Origin of the sequence: Cytobacillus firmus, assembly GCF_023612095.1 — a bacterium.
Lineage (GTDB): Bacteria > Bacillota > Bacilli > Bacillales > Cytobacillaceae > Cytobacillus.
The window spans coordinates 3935379-3950959 of sequence record NZ_CP086235.1; the positions used below are offsets into that span (position 1 = coordinate 3935379).

Genomic DNA, 15581 nt, shown 5'->3' on the forward strand with positions numbered 1-15581 from the left:
TTCAATTTATACAGATGCTGCTGCAGCGAATTTTTCTTCTACTGTCTTCTTTAGGAAGGCAGCTAATTCGAGCATGCCATACTTACCGGCTTTTGCTTCTGCATCCGAATTTAGTTTGTGCTTGTATTAATATCATACGTAAAAATGTCACCTTCAGCATTTCTGATAAATTCGATTCCAGCGACTTGAATATCATTCCTGGCCAGAACCTCTTTATATTTTCCAAAGTTTCGTCCTCAAAATCATCATTGATATTTTTATACTCCTGAAAGCTGTTGTTTTATTAAAAATGAAAAAACATAATACATCCAAGAGTCTTATGACATTAGAAACAGGAATTGTTGTGAATATTTTCCTGTTTTAGAGCTAAAATACCCTTAAATATACTTTTATAAGGGTGACTCGGTAAATGCCGGATAAGCGACTTGAGCAATTTGATCATATAGTGAGAATGGGGAAAGAGGGACAAGAGGCTCTAAATAAGTATTGGTTAGATTTTGAGCTTTTTACTTCATTTGAATACTGGTTAATGGCAGGACTTCTTATAGGTCCTCTTATCTACCTATTTTTTAAAATTGATAAAAATAAAATTTTTTTCTTTGGTTTCTATGGTTACAGTATTCATGTAATATTCGGATATATTGACTTATTTGCGAAAAATTCAGGATACTTAAACTATCCTTTCCCAGTGATCCCAATGCTGCCAGGGTTAACCCTTGATTCGAGTTTCGTTCCTGTTACTTTTATGCTTGTTTACCAATGGACGATAAACCGGGAAAAGAATTACTATCTGTATATGATCATTACCTCTGCGGTTATGGCATTTATCTTTAAGCCGGTTCTGGTCGCAATAGGGCTAATGAGGCTTTATGGAAACACAAATTATATCTATCTATTTGCTGGTTATTTAATTGTCATTACGATAGCTAAATTTATCACGAGTGTGTTTTTGTGGACAGAGGCTAAATACAAAAAGGATAAATGAATTTGCATTCATCCTTTTCCTTTTCGGATGTTGAAAAATTTTTATATTTAAATAACTGCCAGGCTGAACGCAGCAGTTGTATTTTTCATTTGAGTCAAATGTACCTTGCTTTTTATTAACTGGATTTACATCTTTCTAATGTTTCATAATTTCAGCACTTTATAATTCCACTCAATAATCTTCTTCACAATAAGCAAAAGACGGAAGAGTAATTAAAAAGGCTCGATCTTCGGGAAACGATAACTTTAAAGTTTTTATTTCCTCGATACTCTTCCAGGCAATGTCATAAATCAATTGATCAGGATCCTGGATTGTTGCTTCACCTCCAATAATCTCCACTTCAAAATATCTTACTTCCCCGCTGCAACTCATTTTATTGAAAATAGTCCGTATAACCTTCACCTCAAACCCTGTTTCTTCCCTTACCTCCCTGATACAGCATTCCTCAAACGTTTCTCCTTCTTCTAAACCGCCTGAAGGAACAGACCAGCGTTTTGGTTCGTCTGCTGTCCCCTGCAATACCATGAGGACCTTATCCCCTCTAATGCAAACTCCCGCCGAACCAAGCCACTTATGCATTTTAACACCCTCTTATCTCTTACTTTAAATAAACTATTCAACACCTTTAGTGCTATTCCTTTCATAAAAATCCTCAAGCGCTTCCCCAGCCAGCTCTAACGCTTTTATTCTTCTTTCCAAAAGCGTCCTCTGGGGACTTCCCTCTTTTAACTTGGCATAAGCGCTCTCTATTGAAGGCATTAAACCAATAAGAACTTTGCGGGCTTCAGCTAACTCCTCTCTGGTATAAGGATGGAGTTTCTGATCCCATACATTCTCCAGGACAGCTAAGCCGATGCAGCATGCTTTGTGCCGCTTTTCTACCAGGGTAGTATTGGCACCTTTCTCAGTCATCTGAGTCAGGGCCTTTTCGAGTTTACCGATTGTCGATTGGAAAGATTTGATGGATTCCAATTTAACTGCATTTGAAACGTTTACCATGATAAAGGCTGTCCTCTCTTCATTTTGTTATAGTTTATAAGTGTTAATCATTCTATGTTCTATTAGAAAGCATTGCACTAAGCAAATATTCAGCATCCTGCCCAACTCCACAAATCAATGCGGATCCTCGCTGATATTGCCAAGGTAAACCAATAAAATAAAGCCCCTTTATTTCAGTAACCCCCCTTTTATGTATGGGTTTTCCTTCACCAGAGACCACACCCTCTATATGAATCCAATCGTATGAGGGAACAAAACCAGTAGACCATATGATACTTTCGAAATTCCTCTGAGTCCCATCTCCAAAGAGAACTTCTGTATCACTGACCTGTATAACTTTCGGCTTTACATCAACCTTCTTATTCTGAATGAGTGTTTTCAGCTCTTTTCCAAAAATCCGGTCCTTTTGTTTCTGAAACCAGCTGCCTTTCATCGTATCTTTCCCTGCAAACAGCAGCCCGATTTTTTCCAGCCAATAAAAAATGCTTTTCCCCAGTATTGTTAAGGGGAAAAATTTCATGCGATGGCCAACAGCTATTGTGACTTTCCTCTCTTTGGCTAACTCCACAGCAAGCTGCGCACCTGAATTGCCGCCGCCTACGATCAATACCTCACCGTCTGGCACTTCTTCCGATGATCGATATTCTGAAGAGTGAAGCTGGAAAGCACCTGTTCCCTCTTTAATAACAGGAGGTATATAAGATTTTTGAAAGGCACCAGCTGCGATGATAACTTGTTGAGCTTTAAGGCTACCGTTAGTAGTCTCTATAATAAACGAGCCAGCTGGCAGCTTATTAAACTGAGTGACGTTCGTATCCAGCATGACCGGAAGAGCAAAATACTTCACATAGTCATTCAGATAATCCGCCATGTCATCCTTCGTCGGAAAATCCTCTGATGGACCTCTCATTTGCAGTCCGGGCAGACTGCTATATTGGCGCGGAGTAAATAAAACAAGGGAGTTGTATCTTTGTCTCCAGGAATCCCCCACGTTGCCGTTTTTTTCTATTATCACAAAGGATAGCTTCTCTTTTTTCAAAAAATATCCCATCGCTAACCCGGCCTGACCACCGCCAATAATGACAGCTTCATATTTTTTCACGGCCATCGCTCCCCGCATTACATTCAAATATACATTTGAATATAATTATACATAATAACCAGAAAAAGGAATACAATTTCTCCAAAAAAAAGAGCCGCCCAATGGCAGCCCGATAGCAGGTAATAACCTGCAGCAGATCCTTTTATGTTAATTGCATCGTGGTTATGCAGGTAGCATCATCCTCAAAAGTGGAAATTTCTGATTCTGATGCTTTTCCATCATGCTTAATCTTTATTTGATAGGTTTTGTCTCTTGGAAGCCATAGATCGAAAAACCCATTAGCCTGAGTTTTGACCTTATCATCCAAAATCACATTGCCTTTTGAATCCTCAATATATACATCAAACTCTTTTTCAGCCAGTTCACCTTGACAACCTGTCAAGCTATGATTCGTTCAAGGGTGGGTTTCATTAGCGTAAGGCGCAATCGATACGAAAAACTCTTCTTCCGGCAGATCATAGGATAATTCCTCTCCGTCCGCTTCTTTAACGATCAGCTGCTCTGAGGTAATGGAGGCAGATCCGGTCTTTATGTTTCCAACGCTGTAATCGTTCACTAATGCTTTGATGTCTTCAGTCTCTGAAGCAGCATCTTCTTTGGAGTCTGCTTGTCCACAGCCAGCTAATGCAATTGAAATCAGTGAAGCAGCGAGAACCAATTTGATCTTCATCGTTTTCACATCCTTATTCTTTCTTCATCTCTAACTATACCAAAGTACTATAGCAAATAAATATGAACAATTTATGAAAGCTTGTCTGACAGTATAGAAAAAAAGGCACGCTTCTATTGCGAGCCTTTCCGAACTACCTTACAAATGTAAGTTTACTTCCTTTTCCAGGAGCTTCACATGGTGTTCCTTCCGCTTTTCCAAATACGATGCTTCGGCCGCAAATGGCTTCGACATCTTCCTTATCATGCGTCACCATAATACAGGTCATGTTTGCCTTTTTCAGTATCATCAGAAGTTCATCCCTGATGGATCCCTTTAAGTTTGCATCCAAATTGCTGAATGGCTCATCCATCAGCAGCAGCTTAGGCTTGGGAGCCAGAGCCCTTGCCAGAGCAATCCGCTGCTGCTGACCGCCGCTTAGCTCATGCGGATATCGTTTCTCAAACTCTGTCATCTGGACAAGCTCAAGCATCTCCCTGACACGAGGATATCTTTCTTTCCTAGGCAGACGCGACAAACCGAATAAAAGATTATCTTTTACTGACATATGAGGGAAAAGGGCATAATCCTGGAATACCATGCCCACCCCGCGGTTTTCCGGCTGTACAAACGTCTTCTCTCCGGCTGCTTCTGTCCCTGCGATTTCAATGCTTCCCGACCTCGGAATTTCAAGCCCGGAAATCAATCTGAGCAGCGTGCTTTTACCGCTGCCGCTCTGTCCGAGTATGCCAACGATTTCCCCCTCGTCCACACTAAAAGAGAAATTCTCAATTACAGGAACACGGGCTTTTGGGAACGAAAATGTCAGATTTTGAATGGTAAGGATGTTCATTTCTTCACCTTCTTATCAATCATTTGGAACACCGCTACAGATAAAACACTTATGAGGATAATCATGAGAGACGGAATGGCTGCTTCATGAATCATCTCATCTTTTGCGTATTGATAGGTCTTCGTAGCAAGGGTATCAAAGTTAAACGGCCTGAGCAGCAAAGCTAAAGGCAATTCCTTAATAATCTCTACAAATGTTAAAATAAACCCGCTTAATAAAGCGCCCTTGATCAGCGGCAAATCCACCTTAAAAAAGGTTTTGGTGACGCCGAACCCAAGCATCCTGGAGGCTTCTGTATATTTCGGCCCGATTTTCTCAAACCCGATTTCAACAGCATTATAGCCTGTTGCCATAAATCGGATCGTATAGCCAATCACCAGCATAGCCAGAGATAAACTTAAGATAAGAGGAGCTTTTCCCCATCCCATGTAAGCATAAAATGGCGCAAGCAAAGAATCAAGTTCTATAAATAACGCCAGGATCCCAATCGCAATAATCGCCCCGGGAATCGAATAGCCGGCTGTTGCCAGTTTGGATAAAACATAGGCTCCGTTCGAATGCGACCTCGTTACATTGGCGATAATCACAGCAAATAAAAGAATCAGCGCCGTGGAGATCATTCCAACAAAAACAGTCTGGTTTAACAGGGTAAAGAACGTATCGTTCCATACCTTTGCGAAGGTCAGCCTGGTCCATGCCAGCAGCTGTACCACGGGTATAAAGAACCCGAGCAGGAAGATGGCCGAACAATAGCTGAACACCGCTGCTGCCTGAAGCCCCTTTAGCTTTTTGCGGACCAGGGGTCTTGGTTTGCTGCTGATATTATAGCGTCTCCCCTGCCTGAGCAATTTTTCTATAAAAAATAATCCAACGATAATGACCATTAGCCATGCCGCCAGCCTCATGGCTGAATCTGCATCATACATGCCAAACCATGTCTGGAAGATGGCTGTCGTAATCGTATGGATGCCAAAATAGCTTGTTACTCCGTAATCACTTAAGACTTCATAAATGACAAGCACCGCACCGGCCACGATTGCCGGCCTGGAGAGCGGGAGGACAATTCTTACAAAAATCGAAAAAGGCTTTCGTCCCAGCAGCCTTGCATTTTCAAGGAAAGAAGAGCTCTGGTTTTCAAGAAAAGCTCGGCAGATAATGTATACATACGGAAAAAGAAAGATCGTAAATATAAATACGGCCCCTCTCAGGGAGGAGATTGACAGCCATTCCGGATTGATCTGATAATCGAACTTGTTCCTTAATGTAACCTGTACGACCCCTGTGTAGCTTAACATCGTCCGATAGGTGTAAGCAGCGATATAGGGAGGAATGGCCAGCGGGAGAATAAGCCCCCAGCTAAAAAAGCGCCTCAGCGGGAAATCGTATGCGGCAACGAGCCAGGCCAGGCTTACCCCTAATATGGCTGTAAATAGCCCTGTCAGCACTACGAGAATAATCGAATTGGCAGCATAAGTTTTTAATAGATATTCCCTAATCTGAAACCAGTTTTCATTCGGTTCCTGGAAAATAGAAAAAAAGATAAACAAGATGGGCAGCAAAATTATTGCCGCCCCAATCAAGCTTACCAGCCACCATCCGTTAAAATCTTTTCGAAAAAAATGTTTAACAGATTCTGTATTCATGTTTATTTCCAGCCTGTTTTATTGAAAATCTCAATGGCTTTTTGGTTATGCTTTCCTAAAGTATCAAAGTCAAGCTCCTGCATTTTAAAGTCGCCCCATGACTTCAGGATTTCAGGCTTTTCTGCGTCAGGGTTAACAGGGAACTCATAGTTGTTCGCTGATAAATATTCCTGAGCTTCTTTTCCAGTCATGTATTCGATTAGTTTCGTTGCATTTTCAGGGTTTTTGCTGTGCTTCGTTAATCCAATTCCGCTAATGTTAACATGTGTGCCGTTTGTTTCCTGGTTAGGGAAGAATACACCCAGGCCTTCTGCCACTTTCACTTCTTCAGGGTCTGATGAATTGGCAAGCAATCCTACATAGTACGTATTCATAATCCCTACATCACCAATGCCGGCTGCAATAGCCTTCGCCTGGTCGCGGTCACCGCCATCCGGCTGGCGCGCGAAGTTTTTCACAATGCCTTCAGACCATTCTTCAGCCGCTTTTTCACCATTTAATTCAATGAAAGATGCAAGCAAAGACTGGTTGTAAAGGCTTGTTGAAGAACGCGCAAGCACTTTGCCCTTCCACTTATCACTTGTTAAATCTTCATAAGTTGATAATTGATCCGTGGAAACTCTATCCTTTGAATACACGATAACACGTGCTCTGGTCGCCATTCCAATCCACTTGTTTTCCTTATCACGCAGGTTCTCAGGAACATTTTCACTGATCACGTCAGATTCAACCGGCTGCAGAATATCATTATCCTTCGCGTGTGCAAGGACACCGCCATCCACTGTAATAAATAAGTCGGCTTCCGTGCTTTCGCCTTCACGCTTCAGGCGCTCAATCAGCTCTTCCGCTTCCCCTTTAACAACATTGACCTTAATGCCTGTATCTTCTGTGAAATCTTTGTATACTTGTTCATCTGCTTCATAATGTCTGGCAGTATAGACATTGACCACCTGCTCTTCCTTCTTGGAAGCGGTGTCTTTTTCTTTGTCACCTTCTGATGTGCCTTCTCCCCGCACCCGGCAAGAGCCAGAGTTAAAGCTGTTGTTGCAATAAAAGGCTTTAGTAATTTTGATAAGTTCATGTTTTCTTTCCACCTTTATATATGTATTTGAAAATGAGAATTATTATCACTAAACTTATTCTACCTATCATCCTTCATTTCGTCAACATTCTTTTGCCATGAAAATACTAAATTCGTCAAATGAAATGTTTTTATTTTGATTAAGCGCTATAAATCTATGTAAAAAGCAGCAAGATCCTGATGCGTATCAGGATCTTGCTGCTATAACACTTCCGGAACCTCTAGTTTCTACCTGACCGCACACCGGTTTGGACCAATTTCCATTTCACGCTGTTCTTCTGCCTCTGGTGAGATTTTGCCCATATTCGTTTCCCGGATTTGCTGATAGGAATTCGGCTGCGGTGGAAGATTCTCCGTAACGGTTCTGCGGAACTCCTCCTCGCTGTCGATCTTTAAGCCATGATTCTGCTTGTACAGCACCCCGAGCTTTTCCGAAATGCTTCCATCCTCATTCATTTCATCTGAAATCATAAAATGGGCTGGCAACACAAGCAGGTCGTCGGTAAGTTCTTTATATCTTGTGTATAGGGTAGTCCGCAGGTCCTTTACCCAATCTCCTGCTTTTCCGGCCAGATCAGGACGGCCAATCGAATCAATGAACAGAATATCGCCAGTGAGCAAATATTGGCCATCGACTACAAATGATGTACTGCCGATGGTATGGCCCGGCGAATATACTGCCTTTATGACTGTATCTCCTACCTGATAGTTATCGCCGTCATGAATGTGATTGTACTCAAACTGGACCTCTTCCGCATCCTTTGGAGGCAGATAATAACCCGCTCCAAACTTTTCAGCGAGCTTTCTTCCGCCTGAAATATGATCTGCATGCAAATGGGTATCAAGGATATGGGTGATGGTTATCTCTTTTTGCCTAATAAAATCCTCATATGGACCTGACATCCGGTTCGCATCAATCAATGCTCCCTTGCCATTGGACTCTATCAGGTACGATAAACAACCCTTTCCAATCCGGACAAATTGATAAATGGATCCGCCTTGTTTCAAATCCCCAATTTTAATGGGCTCGAGATGTTCACTCCATGCTTTCATTCCGCCCTCAATGGAATATACATTAGGAAAACCTGCTTCCGCTACCTGTCCGGCAACAAACTCTGATGAGCCACCCTTGGCGCAAACAACAAAAATTTCCTTATCTTTAGGCAGCTTGTCCTGGATGGATTCCACTCCCTCAAGCAAATCAAAATACGGGGCGTTAATGATATGGACGTTTTTTCCTTCAATCTTCCAATCATCAAAGTCATCCGTATTTCGCACATCCAGAATAAATGTTTCTTCATGATCCAGAATTTTTCTGGTTAATTCCTTTACAGTGATTGTCTTAACATGATTCTCAGCCATTTTTTTCACCTCTTTGCGGGATTAAAAAGTAAGTGTTACATCAGCATCCTTGGCAAAGGTTAAAAATGTCACAGCTCCGCCAACGTCAATGCCCTCCACAAATTGCTCCTTTTCAAGGCTCATTACATCCATGGTCATCTGACAGGCAATCATTTTCACACCCATCTCACTCGCCATGTTTACAAGCTCTTCTACTGGCGGAACATTGGCCTTTTTAAATCCTTCCTGAAAATGCTCTACTCCCGGAGGCAGCGGAAGATTCCTATGGCCCTCTTTATGAATTAAATTTAGCCCCTCAAATGTGAAAAAGATTCCTACTTCTGCATCTGTCGCTGCAGCTGCTGTCGCAATGTTAAACACCTTATAAGCATCAAACATGCTTCCGTTGGCTGCAATAATGGCTACCTTCATTTTTTCATCTCCTTAATGACTCTGATTTAATTGGCCCTTCCATTCTGTCATGCCTGGCACTACATTCTTGACATTTTGGTATCCTTTTTCAGCCAGTTTTTGGGCAGCCAGGTCACTGCGGTTGCCTGTCCGGCAGATAATGTGCACTTCTTTATTCTTATCCAATTCTTCAAATCGGTTTTCAAGCTCCCCTAAAGGAATGTTGACGGCTCCCGGAATATGGCCAAAGGCAAATTCTGCAGGCTCCCTCACATCGAGAATGGTGATCTCTTCATTACCTTTTATTTTTTCCTGGAGATCGCCAAGGTCTGTTACATGAGGATGTTTCGCCTCCACCTTTTCTTCCTCCTCCGTCGCTTTGCGCAGGTAATGTTTTAAGGTATCTCCGTCTTCCACTGTGCCCAAGTAATGATTGCCAGTGCTCTGGGCCCATGCTTTAATATCTGCGGTAGACCCCTTATCCGTCGCCTGAACCTCCATTACCTGTCCTGGCTCAAGAGCAGTCATCTCTTTTTTGGTTTTAACAATTGGCATTGGGCAGGAAAGTCCTTTAGCATCCAAGACTTTATTGACATTCATACTTATCCCTCCATTCCCTTTTAGTATCTTTTTGATCCTGCATTCAATGCTCGGCCGGTCCTTCCAAATTTTTGATAACCGACTTTCTATACCTCTATCCGTATAAAATTAAACTAAACCTTTTTTCTCAATCAACTCTTGGGCTTCAAATCCATTTCTTAATAAAGTCTTAACAATAGCCCATCAAAATGGTGGACAAAGGAGTGACTTACATGAATGATATTGGAATGTTTTTTGCCCTCGCAGCCGGAATGCTGTCTTTCTTCTCTCCCTGCGTGTTTCCGCTGCTTCCGGCGTATGTGACCCACCTGACTGGAGGCCGAATCGAGAACGCTAAAATGCAGGTGGACCGGAAGAAGCTTTATTTGCGTTCGTTTGGATTTATAATTGGGTTTAGTATGATTTTTATAGCACTTGGGGCATCCGCCAGTTTTGTCGGAAAAATTTTAATGAATTATCGGATGATCATTATGCAGGCTGCCGGGCTGTTAATTATTATTTTCGGATTGCAGATGGCCGGCTTGCTTAAATTCAAATTTTTAATGAAAGAAAAGCGATTCCATACAGAAAATAAATCAAAGGGCATGTTTGGGTCTGTTTTGCTGGGAATGGCCTTTGCAAGCGGCTGGTCACCTTGTGTTGGACTTGCCCTTTCATCCATTCTATTACTGGCAAGCTCTTCCGATACGCTAAGCCAGGGTATCTTCTTATTAATGGCTTATTCTCTTGGAATGGCTATTCCATTTTTCGTTATTTCAGTGATCATTTCTTATTCATTAAAAACAATGCGGAAAATTAATAAGTACTTAGCCAAACTTGCATTCGTTAATGGCATGATTATGGTTGCACTGGGAATGCTCGTTTTAAGCGGGCAGATGCAAAAAATTAGCGCCTGGCTTTCGGCATATACCCTATTTCAATTCTAAAAAGCGATAAATAATAAAGGATGATTATTTTGCCCGATCAGCATCTTATTGGAAAAACAGTACTAGTGGTAGAAGATGATGCCAAAATCCGCAACCTCGTGAAAATTTACCTGCAAAAAGAAGGTTATGAAGTGATGGAGGCAGCGGACGGCCGTGAAGCCATGAAAAAAATTGAACAATTTGATCCCTGCATTTTAATTCTGGATCTGATGCTTCCTAAAGTCAGCGGCGAGGAAGTTTGCCGCTGGGTGCGTCAAGACCTGAAGAGTATGATGCCAATCATTATGCTTACGGCCAAGGCAGCTGAAAAAAACCGCATTCAGGGCTTCAAGCTGGGTGCAGATGATTATGTTGTCAAACCTTTCAGCCCCGCTGAACTGATGGTGCGCATCGAAGCAGTCCTAAGAAGAACCTCAAGCAGGTGCGGAAAATTAAGCTTTACCGGATTTACTCTCAAGCCGGCAAAAGGAGAAGCCCTCATTAATGGAGATCCTCTTGAGCTGACACAATTCGAATTTAAACTGCTGCACATGTTTATGCAGCACCCGGGTCAGGTTTTATCGAGAGAACAGATTCTAAACTGCATTTATGAACATAACCAGAAGGCAGTGTCTGAACGGACAATCGATGTGCATATCAAGCATCTCCGGGAAAAAATCAAGCAAAAAACACCGAAGGACTATATTCAGACGGTAAGGGGAATGGGGTATAAATTTGTGGGTGTATAAAAAATTTTCCAACTTGTTATCGCGCCTCATTGCCCTGAATAGCCTGGTCATTTTGCTTGTGATCCTCCTGGCCGGTTTTTCGGTTAAAGATTACGCATGCTTCCTCGTCAACTCCGAAGATGTCACCGGCCAGGATCTGGTTGTTACCTTGAACGGATTTCTCTGGAGAGTTAGTATTGCTGCATTTGTCATCGCTGGCTTATTCCATTTTTTCACAGTCCGCAAACTGGTTCATCCCATTAAGAATCTGTCCCGGGCTGCCAAAGACGTGATGGAAGGAAAGGCTCCTGAAGAATTGGCCGTGCCTTCTTCGGGTGAATTAAAGGAACTGACCGAGAACTTTAATACCATGACGGCCTCCCTTGTATCTTTTCAGGAAAAACGGGAAGAAATGCTCCGTGACATCGCCCACGAGCTCCGCACTCCCTTAACCAATATCAATGGCTATCTTGAAGCCCTGGAATCCGGAGTCATCGAGGGTAATCCTGAATTATTCGGCTCACTGCTTGAGGAGTCCCGGCGGATCACCGGCATCGTGGAACTGATAACAGAGCTCAACACGTGGAGCAATGGCACATATTTTACAGAAAAGCCATTCGAGCCTTTATCCATTGACACGATTCTAAAAGAATCACTTAGTGCCTTCCGGTTAAAGCTGGACGAAACGTTTGATCTCCAGGAGGTCCGGATTGAGCCTGCAATGGTAATGGGGAATAAAGACGGCCTTAAACAGGTTTTCACAAATATTCTTCAAAATACACTTGATTACAATGCAGGAAACAAGCTGGAGATAAAAGCATCCCGCTCCGGAAATATCTATTCCATTTGTTTTTCACATACCGGGCAGTTCATTGATCCTGGAAAAAAGGACCTGATTTTTGAACGGTTTTACCGCCTGGAGGAATCCAGGAGCACCAGAGTGAGTGGAGCAGGATTAGGACTGGCTATTGCGAAAAGCATTGCAGTGGCGCATAAGGGACAGATTTCTATACAGACAGATGGATTTCACCACACCTTTGAAATTATCCTTCCGGCAAATAGGACGGTTTCTAAAAATGAACTGATTTCTTAATCAAATCTTAATAAAACCCTTTCATACTAATGACAGGAAAGGGGTGAAGAAATGAAATTTATTATAAATAATGAAAACATTACAGGTGAATTGGGCTACGGAAAGCTGCCTGTTTCTCCTAATGACCAGGCAGGCTATCGTCCGCTGGAACTTTTTGTGTCATCCTTGGCCGGATGCAGCGGCGCGGTGCTTTGGAATATCCTTCAAAAGAAGAGACTGGGAGTTAAGAGGATTGAAGCGGAAGTTTCTGTCTCCAGAATTCCTGAAGAAGCCAATCGGATAAATAAACTGGCCTTTGTGGCAGAGGTTCATGCCGATCGAGCACTTTCCGCAGCACAGGCCGAAAAAGTGGCAGAGTTCACTGTGAAAAATTGCGGAATGATTCAATCTGTGATCGGCTCTATCGACATAAGCTATGAAGTTACATTTACGGGTGATTCTGATTGAGTTATTTTAATATCGGGAGCCTGACAATTCCCGCTGTTTGGCTGGCTGTTCTGCTTTCCCTTTTTATGACATCACTTTTGTACAGATTCGCCCTGGGAAGAAAGCTTGAGGATTGGTACTGGAACAGTTTTTTTCTTTACTTTCTGGTGTGGAAGCTAAGCTATGCTCTGTTTCATTTTAAGATGGCCATAGAGATGCCGCTGTCTATAGTTTATTTTAACGGAAGCACAAAAGGGCATTTCCTTGCTCTTGTATCACTTTCCGTTTACCTGATTTATATTGCAGGGAAGAAGCATCAGACAGTCTATCGCGACGCTTTTAAGGTATTTCCTCTTTTTTTCATTGGTTTTGAAGTCACCAAATATGCACTGGAAACAAATCTCCCTGCTGCCGTGGCAAGTCTGGCTCTACTGATCGGCAATGCTGTTTTTCTTAAAAAGAAAAATGAAAGCTACTCAATCCAGGCATTCACCTTCTTTTTCCTTTTCGAGCTGCTTATTTTCAGTTTCTTTCAGCCGATCCTGTCTCTTGAAATTCTGACATTCGGCTGGCTGGCATTTATCGTATACATCCTGTCTATCCGGAATCGTAAAAATCTTAGCTGCAAACTAACTACTTAAGGCGGTGTAAAAGGTTGAATAAAAATTTGTTATCGATAGCCATAATTCTATTGGCCCTGGCGATTGTATTCGTCAATCTATGGAAACCATCTGCAGATAAAGAAAGCACAAGCAATGCTGCTGTGGAAAACGAAGAAGCAATCGAAACCGAGGATATACCAGGCTCAGACCTTACTCAGGTTGAGGAAGGAAAGCCTGCTCCAGATTTTGAACTAACTACTCTCGATGGCAAAACGATTAAACTATCGGATCTTCAAGGGAAGAAGGTCATTCTGAACTTCTGGGCAACATGGTGTCCGCCCTGCAAAGCTGAAATGCCTCATATGCAAAATTTCTATGAAAAGCATAAAGGAGATGGCATTGAAGTAGTAGCAGTCAATCTCACAAATATTGACAATGGCCGAAAAGATATCGACAAATTCGTTGAGGATTACGGTCTGACCTTTTCCATCCCCCTCGATGAAAATGGCATGATCGGCCCTCAGTATCAAGCATTTACTATTCCAACAAGCTATATCCTCGATACAAAAGGCGTAATCACAAAGAAAATTGTCGGCCCTATGGATGAAGGGATAATGGAAAGCTTGACGAAGGATATTGAATAAGGACTGGCCGACAAAAAGGTGTCTGCTTCTGCATTTTAATATCATCGCTCACTGTATAAATGAAGATACATATACGATGAAATAGCCCAATATTGGCCAAAGGCACCTTCAAAATATAAAATCAGGTGCCTGCCCCCTAGTCTATAAAGTATTTTATTGGAGCAGGCACCGAAAACGGATGGGTGTGTAGCTTCCGAATCGATATTCCTGTAATTCTCAAGCGTTTATCTGCATTGATATGAATCTACTCGGTAATGCTTATTCCATTCGGCACTCCTTTTACTTCAATTGTATCAATGACTTTATTCTGTTCTTTATCGATAATGCTGACCGTATCTTCAAACATATTCGTCACATATACCCTCTTGTTGTCCGGACTTGTTACCACTCCATGCGAGCCTTTTCCGGTTTCAATTTCAGTTATCGCTTTCTTTAAAACAAGATCTATAACGGTCACACTGCTCGACGGAGTTTCTTCTGTTCCCTGGTTGGCCACATAGGCAAACTGACCTTTCTCATCGATATATACTTGTGCAGGACCAGTTCCCACTGGAATTTTATCAACTTTTTCAGTAGCGAGGTCAACCACAGCGAGAGCATTTTCTCCATTTAATGAAGCGACAAGTGTTTTTCCATCAGAAGTAATACCCGTAGTGACAGGAGCTATTCCCACTTTAATCCGCTTTTCTTCCTTCTTGGTTTCAAGATTAATAACACTGACCGTATCTTCACCCATGTTGGCAATGTAAGCTCTTTTGCTATCTGATGAAATCCTGAATCCATGCGGCCCTTTGCCGGTCTCAACTGTGTTTGTCACATTGAAGCTATTCATATCAATGACAGATGCAGTATTATCCTCGTTGTTTGTTACAACAGCGTACTTCCCATCATGAGTAAAAACAATGTGTGCAGGGTGATTTCCAACTTCGACCTCCTGAACCAGTTCATCTCCCTCAACACTGTAAAAAACGGCTTTTGCACTCACTTCTCCGTGGCTGCCATGGCCTCCTCCATGTCCTGCCCCTGGCACTACCGTAGCTCCGATTAATTCTCCATCAGGTGATACCTGCACATTGTGAGCTGAACCTTCCACCTCTATTGTCTTTACAATTGAATTGTCAACTGCGTCAATTTTGGAAATGCTGCCTTTTTCGTTAGCAGTGTAATAATATTGGACCTCCGTTTTTTCTTCAGCCTCTTCTTTATTGCCTTCCGTTTGCTGAGCATCCCCTGAAACAGACTTCTGTTCATCAACAGCATTACTTCCCGAGCTGCATCCAGCCATTATCACGCCTGACAATAAAATTACAATAAATATCATTTTAAACTTAATCATGGAATGTTCCTCCCTTATCGTATATAAAGAGAGCATAATAACAGTGTGAATATACAAAAGTGATGCAATTCACTTAATCAAATAAACTTACAAAAAGTTTAACAATCTGTTGAAATCCTTAATCTCTGCAAATTTAACAGGTATGATAAAGAATTTCCTTATAAGCCAAACTTTTAAAATAAA

At 42.1% G+C, this 15581-nt stretch carries 18 protein-coding genes and 1 pseudogene; 7 read left to right on the plus strand and 12 right to left on the minus strand.

The annotated features are described in order from the left end of the window. Positions 1 to 6: 6 nt before the first annotated feature. Positions 7 to 221 (minus strand): annotated as a pseudogene (locus LLY41_RS19905) (alpha-L-glutamate ligase); the annotation flags it as partial. Positions 222 to 409: 188 nt separating this feature from the next. On the opposite strand from LLY41_RS19905, the gene LLY41_RS19910 reads away from it, so the two are divergent. Continuing rightward, on the plus strand, positions 410 to 985 hold the full coding sequence (locus LLY41_RS19910) for a hypothetical protein (RefSeq protein ID WP_304586351.1): 576 nt from the start codon (positions 410 to 412) through the stop codon (positions 983 to 985). A 171-nt stretch (positions 986 to 1156) separates the two neighbouring features. Here LLY41_RS19910 and LLY41_RS19915 read toward each other — a convergent pair whose 3' ends face one another. The 10 genes from LLY41_RS19915 to LLY41_RS19960 all read right to left on the minus strand — a co-directional run bounded on the left by LLY41_RS19915 (position 1157) and on the right by LLY41_RS19960 (position 9664). Continuing rightward, positions 1157 to 1564, minus strand: a complete 408-nt coding sequence (locus tag LLY41_RS19915) for an NUDIX hydrolase (RefSeq protein WP_304586352.1) — start codon at positions 1562 to 1564, stop codon at positions 1157 to 1159. Between the two features lie 33 nt (positions 1565 to 1597). Beyond that, on the minus strand, positions 1598 to 1984 hold the full coding sequence (locus tag LLY41_RS19920) for a hypothetical protein (RefSeq protein ID WP_304586354.1): 387 nt from the start codon (positions 1982 to 1984) through the stop codon (positions 1598 to 1600). Positions 1985 to 2036: 52 nt separating this feature from the next. Next, entirely contained in the window at positions 2037 to 3092 is a 1056-nt protein-coding gene (locus LLY41_RS19925) for a flavin-containing monooxygenase (protein ID WP_370460155.1), read from the minus strand. A 136-nt stretch (positions 3093 to 3228) separates the two neighbouring features. Beyond that, a complete protein-coding gene (locus LLY41_RS19930) occupies positions 3229 to 3756 on the minus strand; it encodes a CueP family metal-binding protein (protein WP_304586358.1) in 528 nt (175 codons plus the stop codon). 133 nt (positions 3757 to 3889) lie between these two features. Further along, positions 3890 to 4588, minus strand: a complete 699-nt coding sequence (locus tag LLY41_RS19935) for an ABC transporter ATP-binding protein (protein ID WP_304586359.1) — start codon at positions 4586 to 4588, stop codon at positions 3890 to 3892. Next, positions 4585 to 6231: an ABC transporter permease gene (locus LLY41_RS19940; RefSeq protein WP_304586360.1), complete on the minus strand. Its 1647-nt coding sequence runs from the start codon at positions 6229 to 6231 to the stop codon at positions 4585 to 4587. Before LLY41_RS19940 ends, LLY41_RS19935 begins: the two co-directional genes overlap by 4 nt. 2 nt (positions 6232 to 6233) lie before the next feature. Beyond that, positions 6234 to 7181, minus strand: a complete 948-nt coding sequence (locus LLY41_RS19945; RefSeq protein WP_304586361.1) for a Fe(3+) ABC transporter substrate-binding protein — start codon at positions 7179 to 7181, stop codon at positions 6234 to 6236. A 359-nt stretch (positions 7182 to 7540) separates the two neighbouring features. Then, positions 7541 to 8674: an MBL fold metallo-hydrolase gene (locus LLY41_RS19950; RefSeq protein WP_304586362.1), complete on the minus strand. Its 1134-nt coding sequence runs from the start codon at positions 8672 to 8674 to the stop codon at positions 7541 to 7543. A gap of 21 nt (positions 8675 to 8695) precedes the next feature. Beyond that, entirely contained in the window at positions 8696 to 9085 is a 390-nt protein-coding gene (locus tag LLY41_RS19955) for a DsrE/DsrF/DrsH-like family protein (protein ID WP_304586364.1), read from the minus strand. Positions 9086 to 9097: 12 nt separating this feature from the next. Then, on the minus strand, positions 9098 to 9664 hold the full coding sequence (locus tag LLY41_RS19960) for a sulfurtransferase TusA family protein (protein ID WP_370460157.1): 567 nt from the start codon (positions 9662 to 9664) through the stop codon (positions 9098 to 9100). A 212-nt stretch (positions 9665 to 9876) separates the two neighbouring features. On the opposite strand from LLY41_RS19960, the gene LLY41_RS19965 reads away from it, so the two are divergent. The 6 genes from LLY41_RS19965 to LLY41_RS19990 are packed head-to-tail and all read left to right on the plus strand — an operon-like array spanning position 9877 to position 14062. Next, on the plus strand, positions 9877 to 10590 hold the full coding sequence (locus LLY41_RS19965; RefSeq protein WP_304586366.1) for a cytochrome c biogenesis CcdA family protein: 714 nt from the start codon (positions 9877 to 9879) through the stop codon (positions 10588 to 10590). A gap of 29 nt (positions 10591 to 10619) precedes the next feature. Then, positions 10620 to 11318 (plus strand): response regulator transcription factor, encoded by a 699-nt coding sequence (locus LLY41_RS19970; RefSeq protein ID WP_304586367.1) that lies wholly within the window; start codon positions 10620 to 10622, stop codon positions 11316 to 11318. Next, positions 11311 to 12390: a HAMP domain-containing sensor histidine kinase gene (locus tag LLY41_RS19975; RefSeq protein WP_304588070.1), complete on the plus strand. Its 1080-nt coding sequence runs from the start codon at positions 11311 to 11313 to the stop codon at positions 12388 to 12390. The genes LLY41_RS19970 and LLY41_RS19975 overlap by 8 nt, the downstream gene beginning before the upstream one ends. A 51-nt stretch (positions 12391 to 12441) precedes the next feature. Next, positions 12442 to 12837 carry an OsmC family protein gene (locus tag LLY41_RS19980; RefSeq protein ID WP_304586369.1) on the plus strand — a complete coding sequence of 132 codons (396 nt, stop codon included), beginning with the start codon at positions 12442 to 12444 and terminating at the stop codon, positions 12835 to 12837. Further along, entirely contained in the window at positions 12834 to 13457 is a 624-nt protein-coding gene (locus tag LLY41_RS19985) for a hypothetical protein (protein WP_304586371.1), read from the plus strand. The genes LLY41_RS19980 and LLY41_RS19985 overlap by 4 nt, the downstream gene beginning before the upstream one ends. 14 nt (positions 13458 to 13471) lie before the next feature. Beyond that, positions 13472 to 14062 (plus strand): TlpA disulfide reductase family protein, encoded by a 591-nt coding sequence (locus LLY41_RS19990; RefSeq protein WP_304586373.1) that lies wholly within the window; start codon positions 13472 to 13474, stop codon positions 14060 to 14062. A 244-nt stretch (positions 14063 to 14306) separates the two neighbouring features. On the opposite strand, the gene LLY41_RS19995 is transcribed toward LLY41_RS19990, so the two are convergent. Then, a complete protein-coding gene (locus tag LLY41_RS19995; protein ID WP_304586375.1) occupies positions 14307 to 15398 on the minus strand; it encodes a YncE family protein in 1092 nt (363 codons plus the stop codon). Between the last annotated feature and the right edge of the window lie 183 nt (positions 15399 to 15581).